We start from the raw sequence: 21,873 nt of genomic DNA, 5'->3' as shown, positions 1-21,873 counted from the left end.
AATTACATACTAATCTTTCAATGTCAATACTTTTCCAGGTGTAATGGCTTGCATTTTTTTATCTTGAATGACAAGCGAACCATTTACCCATAAATGCTCAACACCAGATGATAATTCTCTTGGCGAGAGATAGGTTGCGTTTGCTTTCACCGTATTCGGATCGAGTAAAACAACATCTGCATAATAGCCTTCTTCAATGAGTCCTCTGTGTTGCAATTGGAAAAACTCAGCAGGCAAATAGGTGATTTTGTGAATCGCTTCTTCCCAACCGAGCATTTTTTTGTCAAGTACAAAACGCTGTAAAAACTCAGTAAAAGCTCCGTGCGATCTTGGATGTGGTTGCCCAATACTTTTTGGTGCGTTGATCGGATAACTCCATGAATCGGTACAAATCATCGCGTTTGGCCATAGCACTGCCTTGTCAATATCTGCTTGATCGATGCAATGATATACAACCCACGTTTCCGTGCTTGCTGCTAATACATTCGCAATTGCTTGCGCTTCAGAAATATTGTTTTCTTCCGCAATTTCACTGACATTTTTATTGTAAAATGCTTTTTCATCATCTGAAATGATCAACATGCGCGACATGTCATAATCTTTTTGAATGATCCATTCCGCAATAGCGGTTACATTTTTGGCATCTTTCATTTTATCAGAAACCGCTGCAATACCATCTTGAAGCATGTATTTTGGGATAAATGCTCTCAACTTGGTAGAAACTGCCGTGTACGGATATACATCGCAAGCCGCTTGTAATTCGCTGGTTTTATTAAATTCTTCAAGCATTTTTAAAACCTTCGGAATTTTTCCCCAGTTTTCTTTTTCAGCTGCTTTGATATGACTGATTAATACTCTGATGTTTGCTTGTTTTCCAATGGTTAGCGCTTCTTCAACAGCTTCTTCCAATCCATCACGTTCATTTCGTACATGTGAAGCATATACGCCACCTTTTTCGGCAATAACTTTCGTCAAGGCAATAATTTCGTCCATTTCAGCAAAACAACCTGGCGCATAAATTAATCCTGTGGAAATTCCCAAAGCACCTTCGTCCATAGCTGCTGCTGCAGAAGTTTTCATGGCTTCTAGTTGCGATGGTTGCAAATTGTGCCAATCGTCCATATTTCCAGCTCTTAGCGTACTATGACCGACTAACGTTGCAATGTTGAATTGTAATTTATTTTTTATTTGGTCGAAATATTCTTGGAGTGATCGCCATTCGAATGGAAACCCAATTTCGTCTGATAAACGATGCATGGTTTTTTCTAAATGTTCACCAATTGGCGCAGGCGATGTTCCGCAATTTCCAAATATTTCCGTTGTAATTCCTTGATAAAGTTTATGATCGGCAGCATTTGGAAAGAAATAGCCAAAACCTGTTGATGCATGCGGATCTATAAATCCGGGAGTTAGAATCAATCCTGTGGCGTCAATTGTTTTTGCCGCTTCTGGAATGTCAAAATTTTCATCTGCATAGTGAATACAAACAATGCGCTCATTTTGGATTCCTACGTTTCCAATTCTAGCCGCTTGTTTGCGTCCTGTGCATATTGTTGCATGTTGTATGTAAAAATCTAACATGTTGCTTCTAAGGTTTTTTGATCGATGGTATATTTATCTATTAAATTCGATTGAATTTCACAGTTTTGCAAACTTTGCATCGCTACCATTCCATTGTTCATTTCTATATTTGGTTGAACGATATCTTCTAAAAAATACCGATCTGACGGACTTAAATCGTGTGCGCGTGCATTTGGTAAATACGAAGCCATTCGCAAGTTGAGTGTTCTTCCAATTCCAGTTTCAAACATGCCGCCAATCCAACATGGAATGTTGTGTTCGGCACAATATTGAATGATTTCAATGCTTTTCATCACGCCACCAACACGTCCTACTTTTAGATTTACTTCATCTAATAGCCCTAAGTGATGGAGTTTCATTAAGTCACCAATCGATTTTATTTCTTCATCGTAACAGATGTATACGTCAGGATTTTCTTTTTTGGCTTTTAGCAACACATCAAAACGATTTGGCGCAAAAGGTTGCTCAATCATGGATTGATACGTATTTGCGAAATAATTGAATATTTCTAAATCGTTTTCACCAAAACTACCATTCGCATCAAAGCTTACATACGTATCTGCGGCAAATAACATCGGGTTGATTTCTTCAAAGAAGTCAATACGTACGTTGGGCGATATTTTAAATTTTAATCGTTTGTAACCAGTTTCTAGCGCATTTTTGACCACTTTTTTCATACGATCAAGTTCTGTGTAGAGTCCTAATGAAATTCCAACCGGAACATGATCTAGTGGTTTGTTTTGTAATAATTCAAACGGCGATTTCCCTGTATTTTTTTCAATTACTTGCAATGCTGCCATTTCTACGGCTGCTTTGGTAAAGTTCCAACCGCGAATTTTATCGAGCAATTTTAAAAGATCACCAAACGTTTGATTTGTAACTAAAAAAGGAACAATGAACTGATCTACCAGTGCTATTGCTCCTTCTATAAATTCGTCAGAATAATATGGGTCAGGTCGGCACGAACACTCGCCATACCCTTTTACTCCGTGTATATCTTCCCATTCAATGATTAACGCTTCACGCGAATTCCGTACGCCAATTCCAGATACAAATTGTTCTTTTTGTGGGAGATTGAGACGAATTAATCGAATGTTTTTAAAGGATATTGGGAGTTGTAATATGTCTTCTTTTTGCGTCATAGTTTTAGCCTTTTAGGGTAGGCTTTTCTTGTTTTTTACAAAACGCTGCAATATACGGAATCTTAGGGACGTATTTTGTTAATGTGTTAAATTTTATATGTCAAATCATGTAAAAATTTATAAATCTACAATTTTAGTAGACTTTTGTTGCGAATTAAACAAAAATAAGAATTGCTTTCACCATCTAGCGAAAGCAATTCTTTTCATAAACTTTTTACTTAAGTGAGAAGGAAAAATTATTTTCTTCTCCATGTTGTTCCATTTGCCCAGTAGATCAAATCACCTGAAACAGATGCAACTCCTGTGAATGGTTTGTCATCTGTAAAATCAACATTGATAACTGCTTGTGCTAGTTGAATAGATAATCCGTGAAATGGTCCACGTCCATTACTATACTTAACTTCTAAATGATTGTTTGAACCTGAAACTTTTATTTCTACTTTAGCTTCGTCAATCCATACTCCGTTAAAAAAATCCATAATATTTTGTTTTTAGTTGTATTCCTACTCATGGGCTTTTCGGATTCCGCCTCTTTTTTTAAGTGGTTTTTGTTCCACGTTTTTATTTTTAGTAATCTCTTTGAGTATTCGATTTTTTAGAACTGTAAACACAGTTAAGTTGATACTGCTAATGATTAATTAAAAATGGTTGGTAAATTAAAATTGCTAGCGTTTTTATTTCTGATGTGAAATTAGCTTGAAATAGGAGGTGAGAATTAAAAAATGGCACAAGAAGGAGATTTTTATGCACAAGATGTAAGATTTGTATCACTAAATTTTTTACTTAGTGTGCAAAGAATATTAAATAGTAAAGTATGAGTTTTAAGTTTTATACTAATGGAAGAATGATTTATTTTAACGTACGAATCTTTTTTGTAATGTCTTTGTATTTCTCGCTCAAGGTTGCTTTGTGATTGCCCGAAAGTATGATAAGATTGTCTCCTGGGACAATTTCTTCTACTTTTTGAAGATTCACGATAAAGTTGCGATGCGTTCTGTAAAATTTGTTCGGATCAAGTAATTCCAGAATTTTTACAAGCGAAATTAGAATGACAAATTTTTCTTTTTCAGTGATGATATTGCAATATTTTTCTTCAACTTCTATGTAGATGATATCATTTGTATGCACCTTTTTGAGTGATTTCCCTTTTTTGATGAATAGGTTATCGTTTCCGATGACAAGGTTTTCATCGTCACTTAGGAAAGCATCGTTTTGATCATAGAATTTTTCCAAAGCTCTTTCAATGGTATATAAAATTTCAAGTTCGTTGAAAGGTTTGATGAGGTAACTATACGGATGTGTCAGTTTTGCACGCCCAAAAATCGTACGATCTGTGGAACTTGTTAGGAATATGAATGGTTTTGCAGCATTTGGAATTGCATTGATCGTTTCAGCGAAAGCGATACCATCAGGTCTTTCATCTAAAAAAATATCAATAATAGCAATGTCTATTTTTTCATTATAGAAAAGATTTAAGGCACTTTTGAGCGTGTTAGCAACACCAACAATGTTGAAATCGTTTTGTTTTAGTACTGAAACTAACGCGTCACTTTCAGTTATGGTATCTTCAACAATAAGTACATTTACAGTGTTCATTGGGTAGGTTTTTTTGGTAGTGAAATTATCATTTTGGTTCCTTTTCCGAGTTCGCTTTTTATGGAGAATTTACCATTATTTTTTTTAATCATCGATTTACATAATTGCAAGCCTAATCCGGTTCCGATGATGTTTTCATGTTTCTTTTTTGAGAGCAACACCGTTTCTTTTAATAGTTCTTCTCGTGTTGAGTTGTCCATTCCGATACCTTCATCTTCAATGACTAAATTACAAAATTCATCATTATTATTTTGAGTGTATAGTGTAATTTTTCCTTTCGGATTTGAAAATTTGATTGCATTGTCAATTAGGTTTCGTAAGATAATTTTGAGCGATTCCTGATCTGCAAATACAACATCGCTTTTTGAAATGTTGTTTTCAAATGAAAGTTCTTTGTCTGCCAATATTGCCTTGTAATTGTAGGCTACGTGTTCTGCCGTATGAAACAAGTGTAGTTTGGCAATTTCAAAATACGATTGTTTGGTTTGCAATAGTGCCCAATTCAGTAAATTATCGAGTAAATTATACGCACCATTTACAATGGCACTATTGTTTTGCAATAGATTGTTTACTTCTTTTAAGTTTTCTGTTTCTAATGTGTTTACCAATTTTTTATTACTCGTTTTAATGGCATTTACAGAAGAACGCAAATCGTGACTTACAATGGAAAAGAGTTTGTCTTTTGTTGCATTTAATTCATCTAAATCTTCTTTTTGAGCATTGATGATTTTATTTGATTTTACTTTTTCACGATAGAAATAAGCACTCGCCACTAATAATAAAAGCAGCACAATAGCAGAATATAAAAACGTATTGCGTTCGGCTTGCTTCACTTTATTTTCCGCCTGAAGTACCACCACTTCTTTTTCCTTTTCATTAATGGCGTATTTTTTTTCTTCTTGTGCGGTTCTCCAGATATCATTTTGATCGTTGACAGAATCTTTCCATTGTTCAAACTCTTTTCTGTGCTGAAGAGCTTTCGATAAATTTTTCCGATTTTCTTCTACAACCGCCATATTTTCTGCTGTATTTTGCTTAGAAACAAAATCGTTAGTCGTTTTTGCTAACTGATATGCTTTTTCAAAATAGGGAATAGCTAGTTTATCTTTGTATTGCTGATAGTATAAATTAGCCATATTTCCGTAAGAACTGATTAATTCTAAGGTGTCTTTTTGTTGTTCGTGTAGTACAACGCTATTCTTTAAATACAGTTCGGCTTCCTCATATTCTTCGAGATGCAGGTAACACAAACCAATGTTATGTTTCAGGTTTCCTTTTTTGATCCCTAACAAATCTTGTGTTGTGATGGTATCAATTTCTTTAAAATAAGTAATGGCTTTCCTGAATTCTTCTTCTTCTAATGCTATAGCGCCTAAAATGACTTTTACATTGTTGTTTAATTCAAATGTATTGGAAATTTCAGCAAATTCTTTCTCTGCTTCTTCGAATACTTCTTTTTCATAAAAACTGAGACCTCTTAGAAAATGACAATAATCAATAAGCTCACGATCTTTTTTTCGTACGCTTAACTCTTTCATTGTGTACAATAGGGTAGAATCCCATTCATCTTCTATAAAGAATCGTTGCGCTTTTGAAAAATAACGATTTGTATTGAATTTATGTGTTTTACTTTTGATCACTTTCTTAAAAGCACTTATGTCTTTTTCATTTTGTGAGAAAAGAAATAGTGGAAGTAAAGTAAAGATTAATAAGAATGCCTTTTTAGTGACAACACACATGTATTATTTTTTCTACAATGTACTTAAATTAAAAAAGATATAAAAGCAGCGACACTAGAATCGCTGCTCTTTTCATGTCAATGTTATGTTTTTAGGAGGTCTTTTTACATAGGTCTTTTTACAGTCGTTACAGTTCCTCTAGAGGTTCGGGGATCTTCATCTTGCAAAAATACTTGAATTGTTGTGAGTTCTTCTAAGTTGATTTCGGGTGTTATATTACGATCAAAAGTAATTTGAAAAGAGTTATCCCAATATGGATTTTCTTCGCTATTTGTTTCTGAATACAACACGTAAATGTTTAATTGTGGTAGTCCATAGTCATTAAGTGTAAGTTGGTAATTCATTTGAAAGTCTTCCATTTCATGTAATGCTTTACTAGTTTTAGCAGTCAATAATAAACCAACAATCAACACTTCGTCTACAAGAATAGCGGAAGCAGCAGGCGGAAGTATAAAATCATCTTTAATGATTCCTAGAGTTATATCATTTATCGATGATACGCCACCTGTAAAACTTTCGTAACAAGGCATTGGGCTTGGGAAAGGGTTAATTTTGGTAGTTGAATTAATAATTGTTTCTATGGCACTCATTCTCTCTTTAGTAACAGTCACATCATCTTCTGTTTTTAATATTGTGTTTTTTGTGTTCATAATATAAAGTTTTAGATTTTTAGTGTTCCTACTCATAAGGCTTTTCGGATTCCGCCGTTTTTGATTATAATCGAGAATTTGTATAGAATTGCTATTCTTTAATAAAGCAATTCTATACAAAGAGAAAAAATAAAGTTATTGATTAATAGAAAAATAGAATAAAATGGCAATTTTTTGGAACGAAAGCTATAAATTTTAGTACAAGAGTACGTTCATGATAAAGCACAAAAAAAGCGAACCGAAGTTCGCTTTTTTTTGTAATCTATTTTTTAGGTTGAACGAAAACGATCAATTCTTCTGGAGATTTAATTTTTCAAGAACTTCAGAAGGTACAATCGTTTTAGTGAAAAGTGCTAATTTTTCTGAATACGGAATAATTTTCCAACCGTTATCTTTTATCGCAATACCTAAGGAATTTCTGTAATAACTTATTTCTTTTCGCTCTTCAGAATATGATACTTTTTTTTCTTTAGCTTCTATTTGTTCTTTTACAAGTTCTATAACTTCTTTATCTACGATATCTTTAAATTTTATATACACATTAACTTGACTTTCTACTAACGCATATTCTACATTATCATACATAATACTTTTTGATACAGAAATTATTTTAGAATTTTTATTTTCACCGTCTAAAAGTTCATTAGTGTCTAATGCTTTCAACTTTTCTAAGAACTCTGATTTTGACATGATTTTAAAATATTTTTCATAATAAAAATCAAGTGCCTTTTCATAGTTTTTTTCTTCCATTGCTTTTAAATATGTATTGAAAGCTGTTCGAAGATCATTAGAAGTTTGTTGTGCTAAACTTGTTGATATTGATAAAAATAAAGTGAATATTACAATAATTTTCTTCATATAAGAAGTAGTTTTTTAGAAAGATGGAATGAAAAATAAATACTATCGATCACTTCCCATAATAATATTCCGAATCCAATCGTTTGGAACCATATCAATGGTCAAATTTACACGTTCTTCAGGACCATTATTGATCACTCTGTGCGGATCAGTTAATCGTAAATACCAACATTCGCCTGGCATCATTGGCACTTCTGTACCATTTAAGAAAAACTGAATACCTTCTTTGTTTAGAATAGGAATTGTCAATCGAATGACTGATTTATGAATTTCCAAACCAAGTGTCGGATCGGTGTGTTCTTGCACTACAGAATTTGTTGCTAAACGTAGCAAACGAACTAATGTAACATCAGTATTTGCCTTAAATGTATCCACAACACTTTTTAAGTATGGAGCTGATTCTAAATATTCAGTATCCAACCAATCACACCACGAACCATCGGCATAATCGTCCGCAGGTGGCGGCGCTGGTAATGAAGTATCAACCGTATGCGCAGGCGCTCGTAACGGAATTACATTGTAATACTCAAAGCTTTGAAGTTTTAACGCTTCAAACTCAGCTAACATTTTGTCAGCATCAAATGTAAAAGGTAATTTAATTCGATCTTTACTTTGTGTTTTAGGAGTTGCATGCGCCATAATCTATAATTTTAATAGGTGTGTTATTGCTTAAAAATCTAAAGTACTAAAAAAGTATAAAACTGTCAGCACAAAAATAGTAAGAAGCATCAAAACAGTGAGATTTATGTACGATAAGTCGCATAAAAAAAGCTGCAATGATGAACACTGCAGCTTTTCTTATATGTTATAAAAAACGATTATGGTGTTGCGCTAAATCCGCCTTCATCATCAAAGTTTTGTCCACGACCATTTCGTTCATTTTTCTTTTTCTGATTGAATCGATAGGTAAAAGAAAGGTTCATTGTGCGTTCTCTCCATTGAAATGCGCCATCACTGTTAAACGTATCTGTAAATGATTCTGATTGCCTTTTTCGCGAATTAAAAACATCACTCACATTAAACGCAATAGAAGCGCGTTCATTTAATAGATCTTTACTAAACGCAAGATTCATAGAGAAAATTCCTTTTCGTTTGTTTTGTGCATCTTCGCTTGGACCTCTATACGACAAACGTGTTTGCCAATCGATACTTCCTGGAAGCGTCACTTTATTGTTGATTCTGACAAACCAGCTTAAGTTGTCTGCATCAAAATTTACACCATTAAAATCACCTCTATTATACGATTGAAAAAGATTGAAATTTCCGTTTACACGCCACTTTCTAGATGGATTATAGGTTAATGTAAATTCAAAACCAAAACGATCGTTTCTGGCTAAGTTAATGGGCGTTCTGCGAATAATTGGCACTTCTTCACCATTCAACAACGTTGTTTCGCCAGTATCTTCACTAATAAAATTGAATACATCCGTAGCACGTTGAAAATAGATAGAAGTATTTAATGTTAATTTTCCAAAACGATTCAAATAACCTAAATCAACTCCGTTAGAATAACTTGGATCAATATCAGGATTTCCTTGAAAAACATTGGTAATACTTGAGCGTGAAGGAAATGGATTGATAAATCGTGAACGCGGTCTACGAATTCTTCTGTTGTATCCTAAAGTGATACTTTGATCTTCCGAAATTTCATAACCAATATTTACAGTAGGGAAGAAGCCTACATAATTTTTCTTATCAAAATCGCCACTTGTCACTTGATCAATCGTAATACGTGTACTTTCCATTCGCAATCCAAGTAAGAAAGAAAACTTGTTAATTTTGTTTCCGTACTGCGTATATACAGCATTTACATATTCGCGATAGTTAAGTACGTTACTCAAATTTGTATCAGGGACAAATGTTTCGTCTTCTAAAAAAGCAACTAAATAATCGGTGTTTAAATCTAAAAAATTACCGCGATACCCAAGTTCAAACTGAGCCGTTTCTCCAATTGGAAGGATATAATCTGTTTGTAATAAAATACGATCTTGACTTTCTATAGTAGCTACTTGTTCTGCAAGTACATTATCTACCGAAATAAACGATCGTTCATCTTCAGTACTGCTTTCATACTGAAAATCCATTGTGAGTTTGTGTCCGCTTTTCTCGAAGTTTTTATCAAAATTTAACGCATATTGAATTGTTTTATCATCTTCAAATTCAGGATCAAAACGTGAACTTACATTGGTAACATTCAAACCGGAATCAAATTGTGTCAATATATTGGTCGTACTACTTTCATTGTTACTATCTCTATACACCAAAGAAGCTGTCACTGATGTAGATTTATTTACATACCATTCAACACCAACGTTGCTATTAAATCCTTTTCGGATACGATCAAAGTTTCGTTGTTCATCCAAAAATGTATTTGGGTCATCTCCATTAAAATATTCTGTAAAAGTTTCTGAGTTCCCAGGAACATCTCTACGGTTGTAACCAGAAGTTGTAAAGAAATTAAAATCGCCAGTTCGGTAATTGATGTTTCCTGAAATTCCATAACCGAGCGGATAGGCAACATTTGTCGTAATGGCACCATTCATTCCTTGCAATTTGCTGCGACGAAGAATAATATTTAAAATTCCGCCAGTTCCTTCTGCGTCATAACGCGCAGATGGCGAAGTGATAATTTCTACCTTTTCAATAGCATCTGCTGGCAATTGACGTAATGCATCCGTTGAGTTCAACCCGACTAAACCAGAAGGTTTTCCGTTGATTAAAATACGAACGTTGTCATTTCCACGTAACGATACATTTCCTTCTACATCTACAGAAACCGAAGGTACATTGTCGAGTACGTCGCTTACCGTTCCACCTCTAACCGTTAAATCTTTTCCAACATTATAGATTTTTTTATCAAGTTTCAACTCAACCGTAGTTTTCTCTGCTATAATTTCTATGGCTTCTAAACTTTGCGAATCTTCCGCAAGGAAAAAATTACCAATAGATGTATTTTCTACTAATGATTTTGCTTTTATTTTTTGTGAAGCAAACGAAATAAATTCTACTGTAATATCATACGTATCGGCATCTACTTCAATATTGAACGAACCATCTGCTTTGGTAATTCCACCAGTAACAGATCTTTTTTTGGCAGTATCTTGAAAGATAATTGTAGCGTACTCAAGTGGTTGCTTTGTCTTTTTATCAAATACTTTTCCTGTAATCTTTACTTTTTTAGTAGATTTTCCTTGTTGTGCATTGGAAATAGGAATCATTCCTATGAGGAATAGGAATAGCAGTAATTTTTTCATTTCAGTACGTAGTTTTCTTAGTATGATTTTTTTTGGTGTGAGTTTGACTGCAAAGAAAAGACATGGTTTAACGGATAATGGTTAAAGTTCTGTTAAAAGAAAACCCAGCAATATTGCTGGGTTTTGAAGTTATAAAATCGTTTTAATATTTTCTGGTGGTCGTCCAATCACGGCTTTATCTCTGTTTACAACAATTGGTCGTTCCATTAATTTTGGATTTGAAAGCATCAGTTTCATAATATGCGCTTTCGAAATTCGTTTGTCTTTATAATTTTCTTTCCAAAAAGGTTCGTTTTGGCGAACTAAATCGATGGGTTCTATCCCAAGAAGTTCAATGATTTCTGTCAATTCTGCTAAAGAAAGTCTATTCTCTAAGTATTTAATAACCTTAAACTCTAGCCCTGATTCTTCTACAATAGCAAGTCCTTCTCTCGATTTTCCACATCGTGGATTGTGGTATATTTTTATCATAATTTTATTTGTAAATTTTTACAAGGTCTCCATTTCCGTACAAAGAATCAATTTCTGATTGCAAGTAAAAAGATAAATCTTCTGTGTAAAAATCGGTTACGGTAGCTTTTTTTGAATTGAATTCAGATTCACTTGGCGCACTATATCCACCTTCATAAGTATATAATCCATAGTTTACTATAATGGTATCGTTTCGTACTTGATGTACTTTAGCAAAGGAATATTCTTTGGATTTTTCTTTGAAAACAATCACGTCGTTAGCTTCCAAATGTTTGATGTTTTCCGCCATAAGTGCATCATTATTTCTTGAAGTATAAATACCAAAACCAATTAATAATGCAATAATAACTACACCAGCATACAAGTAAAGTGGCGATTTGAAATGATGTTTCTCTAAAGCCAACTTATCTTTCATCTGTTGCGGCATTTGCTTCTTAGTCAATACCTGATCGCAATTTCCACAAATAGATGAATATTTTTTATTGGTTGGGAAAAGTGGAATAAAAAACAATGTCCCGTAATTCACAACTGCATGTGCATGAATATCTGTTGCTTCACAGTTTGGACATTTGGCACCTTGTAATTTCCGTGTTCCTAAATCTTTAGAACTTCCTCCATAAATAATCATTGTTATATTTTAAAATTAATACTAGCAATAATACTGAAAATTTTACTGTAAAATATTGAATTACAGTATATCTTCATTGTTTTTCTGGCCCATAGTCATAAGATATGCTTTCAAAAACTCGTCAATATTTCCATTCATGACTGCGTCAACATTTCCTGTTTCATGCGCTGTACGTACATCTTTGACTAATTTATACGGATGCATTACATAATTTCGGATTTGTGATCCCCATTCTATCTTCATCTTGCCAGCTTCAATATCGTTTCGTGCTTCCAATTGCTTTTTCAATTCAATTTCATACAACTGCGATTTCAACATTTGCATGGCACGCGTTCGGTTATCTTGCTGTGAGCGTGTTTCCGAACAAGAAATCTGAATTCCAGAAGGTTTGTGTTTTAACTGAACCTTTGTTTCAACTTTATTTACATTCTGTCCACCTGCGCCACTAGAACGTGAAGTGATAATTTCAATATCTGCCGGATTGATGTCAATTTCAATCGTATCATCAACCAACGGATATACGTATACAGACGCAAACGAAGTATGACGTTTTGCATTGCTATCAAACGGAGAAATACGCACCAAACGATGCACACCATTTTCACCTTTAAGCCAACCAAAGGCATAATCGCCTTCAATCTCTAACGTCACCGTTTTAATTCCTGCAACATCACCAGCTTGGTAATTAAGTTCCTTTATTTTATATCCTTGTTTCTCGGCAAACATTAAATACATTCGCATTAACATCTCTGCCCAGTCACAACTTTCGGTTCCGCCAGCACCAGCAGTTACTTGTAGCACAGCACTCATACTGTCACCTTCGTCAGATAACATATTTCGGAACTCTAAATCTTCAACTTTTGTTTTTGCTTTTTCAAACTGTGTTTCCACATCTTCGGGAGTAGCATCACCTTCTTTATAGAATTCGTACAATACTTCCAAATCTCCAATTAGATCAGAAACAGCGTTGTAATCACCAACCCATTTCTTCTCTCCGCGGAGTTTTTTCATAATAATTTCAGCTTCTTTAGTATTGTCCCAGAAGTTAGGATCGTACGTTTTCTCTTCTTCATTTGAAATTTCGACAAGCTTGGCATCTATGTCAAAGATACCTCCTTAACGCACCAAGGCGATTGATAAGATCTTTTACGTGATCTGATGTTATCATGTTTATTATTTTTATTCTCACAAAAATAAGATGTTTTGTGTATATTCATAGCGTAAAATAGAAAAACCGTAGCAATCATGCAGAAAGCTTCTTTTTGTAAAAGTATAAACGGTTTTACTTTGAGTTAAAATGATATTACAATGAAGAACTATATACTCTTGGTTTTCATTTTCTTAGCTGCGACAACAGGTTTTTCGCAAGAGAAAAAGAAACAACATCCACGCGAAAATTATACTGGATTTTTTAATTTTTCTTACGAAGAAAAAACAGATAAGATTTTTTTAGAAGTCGATAAACTGAATACAGATTTTTTATATGTCTATTCATTGGCGAGCGGAATTGGTTCCAACGACATTGGGTTAGATAGAGGACAAATTGGCGATGGAGTTGTCGTGCAATTTCAAAAAATGGGAAATAAACTTATGTTGGTACAGCCCAATTTAAGATACAGAGCAAATACCACAAACAATCTTGAACGTAAAAGTGTGGAACAAGCGTTTGCAAAATCTGTGTTATTCGGTTTCCCGATTATTTCAGATAAAAAAAATAAATATATTATTGATTTAACACCGTTTTTATTGCAAGATGCGCATGGTGTTATTCAGAGTTTAGCCGATAATAAACAAGGTGCTTATAAGATAGATACAACCAAAAGTGCACTGTCATTGCCAAGAACCAAAGCATTTCCTGAAAATGTAGAATTTGAAGCCTTATTAACATTTAAAGGAAAACCAAAAGGTGGAAACATTAGAAGTGTCACACCAAATGCTTCTTTAGTTTCAGTAACACAACATCATTCATTTGTGAAATTACCAGATGCTAACTACAAACCGAGAGTTTTTGATCCACGAAGTGGCGCGATTAGTATTTCGTATTACGATTACGCAACGCCAATTCAAGAACCGATGCTGAAAAGGTTTATCACGAGACATCGTTTGGAAAAGAAAAACCCAAATGCAGCTAAAAGTGAAGCAAAAGAACCAATCATATATTATCTCGATCCCGGAACACCCGAACCTGTACGTTCAGCGTTGCTAGATGGTGCACGTTGGTGGAATGAAGCTTACGAGGAAATTGGCTATGCAAATGCGTTTCAAGTAAGAATGTTACCAGAAGATGCAGATCCAATGGATTTGCGTTACAATGTCATTCAGTGGGTGCATCGTTCCACGCGTGGTTGGAGTTATGGTGCTAGTGTGGTAGATCCGCGAACTGGAGAAATCATTAAAGGACATGTAAGTTTAGGGAGTTTACGAATTCGTCAAGATTTCCTTATTGCGCAAGCGTTGCTAAACGCGCCTTTTGCGAATAACGATACAAATCATCAACCAATGTTAGAAATGGCGTTGGCACGAATTCGACAATTATCAGCGCATGAAGTTGGACACACCATTGGTTTTGCACACAATTTTGCTTCAAGTACCAACAACCGGAGTTCTGTGATGGATTATCCGCATCCAGCAGTGAAAATTACCAATGGAAAGATCGATTTATCAAATGCGTATGCCACAGGAATTGGTTCGTGGGACAAAGTAACCGTTGCATATACATATAGTGAATTTGCTTCCAAAGTAGATGAAAAACAAGGCTTACGAGCTATTTTAGATACATCTTATAAAGAAGGACATCGTTTTATCTCAGATGCAGACGCACGACCAGCTGGTGGCGCACATGCAAATGCTCATTTATGGGACAATGGAAAAAGTGCTGCTTCTGCCTTGCAAAATGTATTAGAAGTACGCGCGTTAGCCATCAAGAATTTCTCAAAAGATAACATTCGTAGTTACGAGCCATATACGGTTTTAGAAGATGTTTTTGTGCCGTTGTATTTCTTTCACAGATATCAAACAGAAGCAACCACTAAGCTTATTGGCGGATTGGACTATAATTATGCGACTAAAAATGATGGACAATTAATAACCAAAGTTGTTTCACCAAAAATACAACGCGAAGCTTTGACTGTTCTGTTGAAAACGCTTGACGCGAAAACACTCAAAATTCCACAAGATAAACTCGATTTATTTCCGCCAAGAGCGTATACATATTGGCGATCAAGAGAATCGTTCAACGGAAAAACTGGCGTTGGATTTGACGCGATGAGTCCAGCAGCAACGGCAAGTGATATGACATTAAAGTTTCTATTTCATCCAGAACGTGCTGCACGTTTAATTCAACAAAAAAGTAAAGATGAAGATCAATTAAGTTTTACGGAAATGGTTAATGAGGTTTTGAAAAATACGTTGTATAAAATCTATGTAGATGCGCATGAACGCGAATTAGGACATGTAATTAATGTAAATGTGTTAAAACATTTGATGAGTTTGGCGAACCATCCAAATGCTTCTCCTGCAGTAAAAGCGCAAAGTTCATATCTATTAAATGAAATTAATAACACGTTAAAACTATCTTCATTAGAAAAAGAAGAGAATGCTTATAAACGCTATTACTTTGAACAAATAGAACAGTTTAAAAAATATCCAGAAAAGTTCAAAATAGAAGTTTCTCCGAAAATTCCTGATGGTTCGCCAATTGGAAGTGATAATTGTTATCACACTCAATACTAAGTACTGAATCTGAACACTAATTTTTAAATTGAAAACTATTTTTGAATAACGAATAACAAAAAGAATTAAGTATTAAAAAAACAGCGTAAAAAACTAAAGAAAAATATTCGTGAATTCGTGGCAAAAAAAGAATTAGATTTTCAATCATTTAATTTTCACAAACAACAAAAACCTCAATACTAACAAAAAAATGCGAATTAATTTAATAAGCGATACGGTAACCAAACCGACACCACAAATGCTCAAAGCAATGTTTGATGCAAAAGTGGGCGATGATGTGTTTAAAAAAGATGAATCAGTAAATCATTTAGAGCAAAAAGTAGCCGAAATGTTTGGAAAAGAAGCAGCATTGTTTTTTCCAAGCGGAACGATGGCGAATCAAACTGCAATAAAGTTACACACAAATCCTGGTGATCAGGTAATTTGTGATAAAGATGCACATATATATAATTATGAAGGTGGCGGCGTGAGTTTTAATAGTGGTGTTTCGTGTAAATTGGTCGATGGACATCGCGGAATGTTTACTGCCGAGCAAGCCAAAGCAGCCATAAATCCACCTGATTTTTATCACAGTCCGTTAACAGCTTTAATCGCGCTAGAAAATACAGCAAATAGAGGCGGCGGCGCATGTTGGGATTTTAGTGAAATTGAAAAAATTCATAAAGTTGCCAAAGATCATGAGTTAGGTTTTCACCTAGATGGCGCCCGTTTGTGGAATGCGTTGGTTGAAAAAGGAGAAACGCCTGAACAATACGGAGCATTATTTGATACTATTTCTGTGTGTTTTTCAAAAGGATTAGGCTGTCCTGTCGGATCTGTGTTGGTTGGAAATGAAGAAACCATTCACAAAGCATTGCGGATTCGTAAGATCTTAGGTGGCGGAATGCGTCAGGCTGGCTATTTAGCTGCAGCAGCAAGTTATGCATTAGATCATCAGATGAAACGTTTAGCGGAAGATCATCAGAAGGCTAAAGAAATAGGGAAGACGCTAGCAGAATTGGCAATCATTAAAAAAGTAGAGCCAATTGATACTAATATTATTATTTTTTACCTGCAAGATGATATTGACGAAAAAGCTTTTTTGGAGAAACTAGAAGCGCTAGGAATTGACTTGATTGGTATGGGAAGTGGAAAGCTACGAATTGTAACACATTTAGATTATACTGCTGAGATGCATCAAGAGTTTTTAAAAATCATTCAAAAAATCATGTAAAGACAAAAAGCGGTTGTGTGAGAAGTATTCTTTTCACACAACCGCTTTTTTATGACTAGTTACTTTCTATTCAGTTAAGTCTTTCACTTCGGCGCTTCCTGCATTCTTCTTCACAGATTCGATTCCGTTTTCCATTCCTGCTTCGCTTGAATACATTTGACTACTTCCAATAATTTGCCCATTTCCTGCTTTTAAACTAAAATGAAACTTTCCATTTTTGGCAGTTTTACGTTCAAATTTACTATCATCCGTAGAATTCTTTTTACAAGACTCAACACCGTTTTTTGCGCCGCTTTTATCAGCGTAACCTTGACTAGACATAATGATTTGCCCGTTCTTAGCTTTTAAATTAAAGTAAAACTTTTGATTGTTTTCACTTTGGAATAATTCAAACATAGTTAATTAGAGATTTAGTTAGATGTAGTAAATATATCAAAAATATCTTGGAAAAGAAATGCTATTTGTTTCAATTCATAAAGATTATACAGGGTTTTTCCCCAAAGAATGCATTTAATCGATAATTGATGTATTTAAACTAAATATTATGTACGCATAGCACCTCAATAATTGTTTAACTTTCTAAATTGATAATTTCGTAGCTTGTTAATCAATAATAATAACAATTAATAAATAATCATTTTAAGACATGAGAAAAAATCTATTATTTGGACTAGCCTTAGCCATTGGGTCGTTTGCCTTCGGACAAGACTTGCCAACAAACCCAGAACCTGGAAAATGTTACGTTCGTTGTGTAACTCCTGACGTTTACGAAAACCAAGAAGTACAAATTATGGTATCGCCAGCTTACAAAAAGTTGAAAGTAGTCCCAGCTACGTATACCACAGTAAATGAAACAGTGTTATCTAAGGTAGCAGGAGAAGAGTTAGCAATCGTACCAGCTGAGTACGGAACTGAATCTTTTGAAGTAGTTACGAAAGAAGCATCTCAACGTTTAGTGAAAGTCCCATCACAAAAAAGTAGAGATACAGAAACTGTTGTTGTAAGAGAAGCAAGTTATAGCTTAAAAGTTATTCCTGCGGTTTACGAAAACAGAACTTTTGAAGTGGTTACACAACCAGCATATCAAAAAGTAGTAATTGTCCCAGCAGTTTACGAAACAAGAGATGTGGTTATCACAACTAAAGAAGCTTCTCAGCGTATGGAAGTAATTCCAGCAGAATGGGGAACTGAAACAGTTACATACAAGAAGAGAGAATATGGTTCTTCAATTAAAGTTGTACCTGCATCTTTTACAAGTGACTATGAGTCAGTTGAGGTTAAACCAGCTGCTGCTGAATGGCAAATGAGTAAACTTCCACCAGCAGATTGTAATTCATCAAACCCTGATGATTGTAGATATTGGTGTTACAAAGGTATTCCTGCACAAAATGTAACAATCGCTGTTAAGCGTTTGGCTGCTGATGCTTCTTCAGAAAGAACACCTGATTGTGATCCTAACAATAATGGAGGAAAGCCATGTGGTGAAGGAACATTCACAAGAACAATAATGGTAAAGCCTGCAAGCACAAGAATTATTCCTATTCCTGCAGTTACAAAAACGATCAAGAAAACAGTAATGGTTACACCTCCAACAACTCGTGTTGTTGATGTACCAGAAGTACGTAAAACAATTAAGCGTAGAGTGATGGTAACACCTCCAACTACGGAAAGAATTGAAATTCCTGCAGTAACTGAAACTGTAAAGAAAACAATCATTACAAACGAAACTACTCGTGTAGAAGATATTCCTTCAATAAGCAAGACGTATAAGAAAACAGTAATGACATCAGCTCCAGCTGCAAGATCAATTCCAATTGCTCAAAAACAAACTACGTTAAAAACTACAAAATTAGCACAAGACGCTAGTGTAGTAGCAACAGAAGTTCCTGCAGTTTACAAAACTGTAACGAAAGAAGTATTGACTAAGAAAGGTGGATTAACTACTTGGAAAGAAGTTGATTGTAAATTCTTAACATACAACGACCTTAACATCAACTGGAATTTAGGTAGTGCAACATTAACACCTGCTGCAAAGCGTGAGATTGATGCTAAATTATTACCTGTATTACAAACTGGAGTTTCAGTAGAAATTGCATCTCACACAGATTCAAGAGGAACAAAAGATAGTAACGAAGCGTTATCACAAAGAAGAGCACAAGCAGTAACAAACTACTTAATTGCTAAAGGTATCAACGCTAGTAAAATTGTTTCTAACGGATACGGAGAAAGAAGATTATTAAACAGATGTGCTGATGGTGTTTCTTGTACAGAAAGAGAACACTTAGCAAACAGAAGAACACAATTTAGAGTTTTAGATCAAAAGAACTAAGATTTTAAAAAGATACATTCATACAAAAAGGGAAGCCAATTGGCTTCCCTTTTTTTTTGCTCTCAATGAAAAGCTCCTTAGATTAAGCTTGTCATTATATCGTTTTCCTGTTTACGAAAACATGTCCATTCCGGGAATATTAGGCATTCCGTCTTTTGCAACAGCACCAACTTCAGTTTCATGCACTTGTCCTGCACGCTCAATTGCTTTATTTAGTGTTAAAATTAAATAATCTTCGAGCTGCTCTTTATCTTGCAATAATTCATCTGAAATTTCAATCGACTTGATCTTTCTATTCGCGGTAACTGTCACATTTAGAAGGTTATCTGAGCTTTTTTCATCAATCAAAACTGAATGCAAACGTTGCTTTGTTTCTTCTACTTTTTGCTGGGCTTCTTTCAATTTTCCCATCATTCCCATTAAATCTCCAAACATTTGTATATAATTAAAGGTTAATTTTTACAAAATTATTAAATTGTAAGCTTTTAACATACTTTTCAAATGAAAAAAAGTAGTTACACTAAGAATCAATCTTATACTTATAAAATTCTGTAAAAAGAATAGCACACACATGAAAGATACCTTATCCATACCAACAGCAGCCAAAAAACCTACAAAACTTGAAAAACATGGCGATGTTAGAATTGACGATTATTATTGGTTGAATGATAGAGAAAATCCAGAAGTCATAGCGTATTTAGAAGCAGAAAACGCGTATAATGATGAAATGACGGCGCATACGAAGGATTTTCAGAAAGATTTATTTGAAGAATTAAAAGGGCGAATCAAAGAAGACGATTCGTCAGTACCGTATAAATTAAACGGATATTGGTACATCCGCAAATATGAAGAAGGAAAAGATTATCCAATTCACACACGTAGAAAAGAAACATTGGATGCGCCAGAAGAAGTACTGTTTGATGTAAACGAAATGGCAAAAGGACATTCGTATTATAAACTATCTGGTATTAGTATTAGTCCCGATAACAAATTAGTGGCATATGGTGTAGATACCGTGAGTAGAAGACAATATGTAATTCACATAAAAAATCTGGAAACAGGTGAAATCTACAAAGAACGCATTGAAAACACTACCGGAAGTGCTACTTGGGCAACGGATAACAAAACATTGTTCTATGCCAATAAAGACGAACAAACCTTGCGTTCTGAAAAAATATACAAGCATAAATTAGGAGACGATGTTGCAAATGATAAAGTGGTTTTTCATGAAAAAGATGAAGCGTATATCACTTTTGTATACAAATCAAAATCAAAAAAATATCTAATCATCGGTTCATACAGTACGTTGACGATGGAATACAGAATACTAGAAGCCAACAATCCTGATGGAGAATTCAGAGTCTTTCAAGAACGCGTTCGTGGACTAGAATACGGTATTTCGCATTACAATGATCATTTCTATGTAATGAGTAACAAAGATGCTTCCATTAACTTTAAACTCTCTAAAACACCCGCAGACAAAACGGGTATGGAACACTGGGAAGATATCATTCCGCATCGTCCAGATGTTTTATTGGAAGATATCGAAATTTTTAAAGATTTCTTAGTGGTAAGTGAGCGTGATAATGGTTTAAATAAAATCAGAATCATGCGATGGAACGGAAAAGAAGATTATTACTTGCCGTTTGATAACGAAACCTATACTGCAAATACAAGCACAAACGTAGATTTTGATACAGACATATTACGGTATACATACAATGCTATGACAACACCAGCGTCTGTAATCGATTTTAACATGGTTACTAAAGCCAAAGAAGTCAAAAAGGAGCAAGAAGTTCTTGGCGGAAAGTTTGATAAAAATAACTATACTTCTGAGCGTCTTTGGGCAACTGCCGTAGATGGAACAAAAATTCCAATGTCTGTTGTGTATAGAAAAGGAATCAAAAAAGACGGAAGCAACCCTGTATTGCAATATGCATATGGTTCGTATGGTTCTACCATTGATCCGTATTTTTCTTCTTCACGCTTAAGTTTACTCGACAGAGGATTCATCTATGTCATTGCGCATATTCGTGGTGGCGAATACTTAGGAAGAAACTGGTATGATGATGGAAAACTAATGGACAAGAAAAATACATTTACAGATTTTATCGATTGCTCTAAATATCTAATCGAACAAAAATACACATCACCAGCACATTTATACGCTTCTGGCGGAAGTGCTGGTGGATTGTTGATGGGCGTTATTTCAAACTTACATCCAGAACTATACAATGGAATTGTTGCAACTGTTCCGTTTGTAGATGTCATTACAACGATGTTAGATGATAGCATACCGTTAACAACTGGCGAATATGACGAATGGGGAAATCCAAACGAAAAAGAATATTATGAATACATGAAATCATATTCTCCGTATGACAATGTAGAAGCTAAAGCGTATCCAAATATGCTTGTTACCACAGGATTACACGATTCGCAAGTGCAATATTGGGAGCCTGCAAAATGGGTTGCAAAGCTTCGTGATATAAAAACGAATGACACTATTTTATTGCTTCATACGAATATGGATGCAGGACACGGAGGTGCATCTGGACGTTTTGAACCTTTAAAAGAAGTAGCCGAAGAATACGCGTTTTTACTGGACTTAGAAAATATTAAGGAATAATTAAAAAATTTAACTTAAATTTGCAAGGTTTTGCATTTTTTTCAAAAC

The 21,873-nt window shown here is 34.6% G+C and carries 18 protein-coding genes; 4 read left to right on the top strand and 14 right to left on the bottom strand.

Annotation, left to right across the window (positions count from 1 at the left end; translation table 11 throughout):
• Nucleotides 1-9: 9 nt before the first annotated feature.
• The 12 genes from H2O64_RS08165 to prfB form a co-directional block, all read right to left on the bottom strand.
• Nucleotides 10-1,581, bottom strand: coding sequence for an N-acyl-D-amino-acid deacylase family protein (locus H2O64_RS08165; protein WP_187561696.1), 1,572 nt, complete (start codon nt 1,579-1,581; stop codon nt 10-12).
• Nucleotides 1,575-2,723: an o-succinylbenzoate synthase gene (gene menC, locus H2O64_RS08160; protein WP_187561695.1), complete on the bottom strand. Its 1,149-nt coding sequence runs from the start codon at nt 2,721-2,723 to the stop codon at nt 1,575-1,577. Before menC ends, H2O64_RS08165 begins: the two co-directional genes overlap by 7 nt.
• 236 nt (nt 2,724-2,959) lie before the next feature.
• Entirely contained in the window at nt 2,960-3,202 is a 243-nt protein-coding gene (locus H2O64_RS08155; protein ID WP_187561694.1) for a hypothetical protein, read from the bottom strand.
• Nucleotides 3,203-3,572: 370 nt separating this feature from the next.
• Nucleotides 3,573-4,319 (bottom strand): LytR/AlgR family response regulator transcription factor, encoded by a 747-nt coding sequence (locus tag H2O64_RS08150; RefSeq protein ID WP_187561693.1) that lies wholly within the window; start codon nt 4,317-4,319, stop codon nt 3,573-3,575.
• Nucleotides 4,316-6,058 carry a sensor histidine kinase gene (locus tag H2O64_RS08145; protein ID WP_187561692.1) on the bottom strand — a complete coding sequence of 581 codons (1,743 nt, stop codon included), beginning with the start codon at nt 6,056-6,058 and terminating at the stop codon, nt 4,316-4,318. Before H2O64_RS08145 ends, H2O64_RS08150 begins: the two co-directional genes overlap by 4 nt.
• Nucleotides 6,059-6,162: 104 nt before the next feature.
• Nucleotides 6,163-6,708, bottom strand: a complete 546-nt coding sequence (locus H2O64_RS08140) for a hypothetical protein (protein ID WP_187561691.1) — start codon at nt 6,706-6,708, stop codon at nt 6,163-6,165.
• 288 nt (nt 6,709-6,996) lie between these two features.
• Nucleotides 6,997-7,566, bottom strand: coding sequence for a hypothetical protein (locus H2O64_RS08135; RefSeq protein WP_187561690.1), 570 nt, complete (start codon nt 7,564-7,566; stop codon nt 6,997-6,999).
• 42 nt (nt 7,567-7,608) lie between these two features.
• Entirely contained in the window at nt 7,609-8,205 is a 597-nt protein-coding gene (locus H2O64_RS08130; RefSeq protein ID WP_187561689.1) for an aspartyl/asparaginyl beta-hydroxylase domain-containing protein, read from the bottom strand.
• A gap of 179 nt (nt 8,206-8,384) precedes the next feature.
• Complete coding sequence (locus H2O64_RS08125) at nt 8,385-10,820, bottom strand: TonB-dependent receptor domain-containing protein (protein WP_187561688.1); 2,436 nt, start codon at nt 10,818-10,820, stop codon at nt 8,385-8,387.
• Nucleotides 10,821-10,949: 129 nt separating this feature from the next.
• Nucleotides 10,950-11,291 (bottom strand): arsenate reductase (glutaredoxin), encoded by a 342-nt coding sequence (gene arsC, locus H2O64_RS08120; protein WP_187561687.1) that lies wholly within the window; start codon nt 11,289-11,291, stop codon nt 10,950-10,952.
• Nucleotides 11,292-11,295: 4 nt separating this feature from the next.
• A complete protein-coding gene (locus H2O64_RS08115; RefSeq protein WP_187561686.1) occupies nt 11,296-11,919 on the bottom strand; it encodes a zinc ribbon domain-containing protein in 624 nt (207 codons plus the stop codon).
• A gap of 60 nt (nt 11,920-11,979) precedes the next feature.
• A protein-coding gene (gene prfB, locus H2O64_RS08110) for a peptide chain release factor 2 (protein ID WP_187561685.1) occupies nt 11,980-13,087 on the bottom strand; the annotation gives its coding sequence in 2 pieces (ribosomal slippage) (nt 11,980-13,023 and nt 13,025-13,087; 1,107 coding nt in all).
• A gap of 140 nt (nt 13,088-13,227) precedes the next feature.
• On the opposite strand from prfB, the gene H2O64_RS08105 reads away from it, so the two are divergent.
• Nucleotides 13,228-15,651 carry a zinc-dependent metalloprotease gene (locus H2O64_RS08105; RefSeq protein WP_187561684.1) on the top strand — a complete coding sequence of 808 codons (2,424 nt, stop codon included), beginning with the start codon at nt 13,228-13,230 and terminating at the stop codon, nt 15,649-15,651.
• Between the two features lie 190 nt (nt 15,652-15,841).
• Nucleotides 15,842-16,864: a threonine aldolase family protein gene (locus tag H2O64_RS08100; protein ID WP_187561683.1), complete on the top strand. Its 1,023-nt coding sequence runs from the start codon at nt 15,842-15,844 to the stop codon at nt 16,862-16,864.
• Nucleotides 16,865-16,930: 66 nt separating this feature from the next.
• On the opposite strand, the gene H2O64_RS08095 is transcribed toward H2O64_RS08100, so the two are convergent.
• Nucleotides 16,931-17,260, bottom strand: coding sequence for a YegP family protein (locus H2O64_RS08095; RefSeq protein ID WP_187561682.1), 330 nt, complete (start codon nt 17,258-17,260; stop codon nt 16,931-16,933).
• A 250-nt stretch (nt 17,261-17,510) separates the two neighbouring features.
• On the opposite strand from H2O64_RS08095, the gene H2O64_RS08090 reads away from it, so the two are divergent.
• Complete coding sequence (locus H2O64_RS08090; protein ID WP_187561681.1) at nt 17,511-19,193, top strand: OmpA family protein; 1,683 nt, start codon at nt 17,511-17,513, stop codon at nt 19,191-19,193.
• 111 nt (nt 19,194-19,304) lie between these two features.
• On the opposite strand, the gene H2O64_RS08085 is transcribed toward H2O64_RS08090, so the two are convergent.
• On the bottom strand, nt 19,305-19,628 hold the full coding sequence (locus H2O64_RS08085; protein WP_187561680.1) for a YbaB/EbfC family nucleoid-associated protein: 324 nt from the start codon (nt 19,626-19,628) through the stop codon (nt 19,305-19,307).
• A gap of 136 nt (nt 19,629-19,764) precedes the next feature.
• On the opposite strand from H2O64_RS08085, the gene H2O64_RS08080 reads away from it, so the two are divergent.
• Entirely contained in the window at nt 19,765-21,825 is a 2,061-nt protein-coding gene (locus tag H2O64_RS08080) for a S9 family peptidase (RefSeq protein WP_187561679.1), read from the top strand.
• Nucleotides 21,826-21,873 lie beyond the last annotated feature (48 nt).

This window comes from Kordia aestuariivivens, from assembly GCF_014397005.1.
In the GTDB taxonomy this organism is placed as follows: Bacteria; Bacteroidota; Bacteroidia; order Flavobacteriales; family Flavobacteriaceae; genus Kordia; species Kordia aestuariivivens.
Note: the sequence above shows the minus strand (reverse complement) of the source record. Positions and strands in the feature narration are given on the sequence as shown.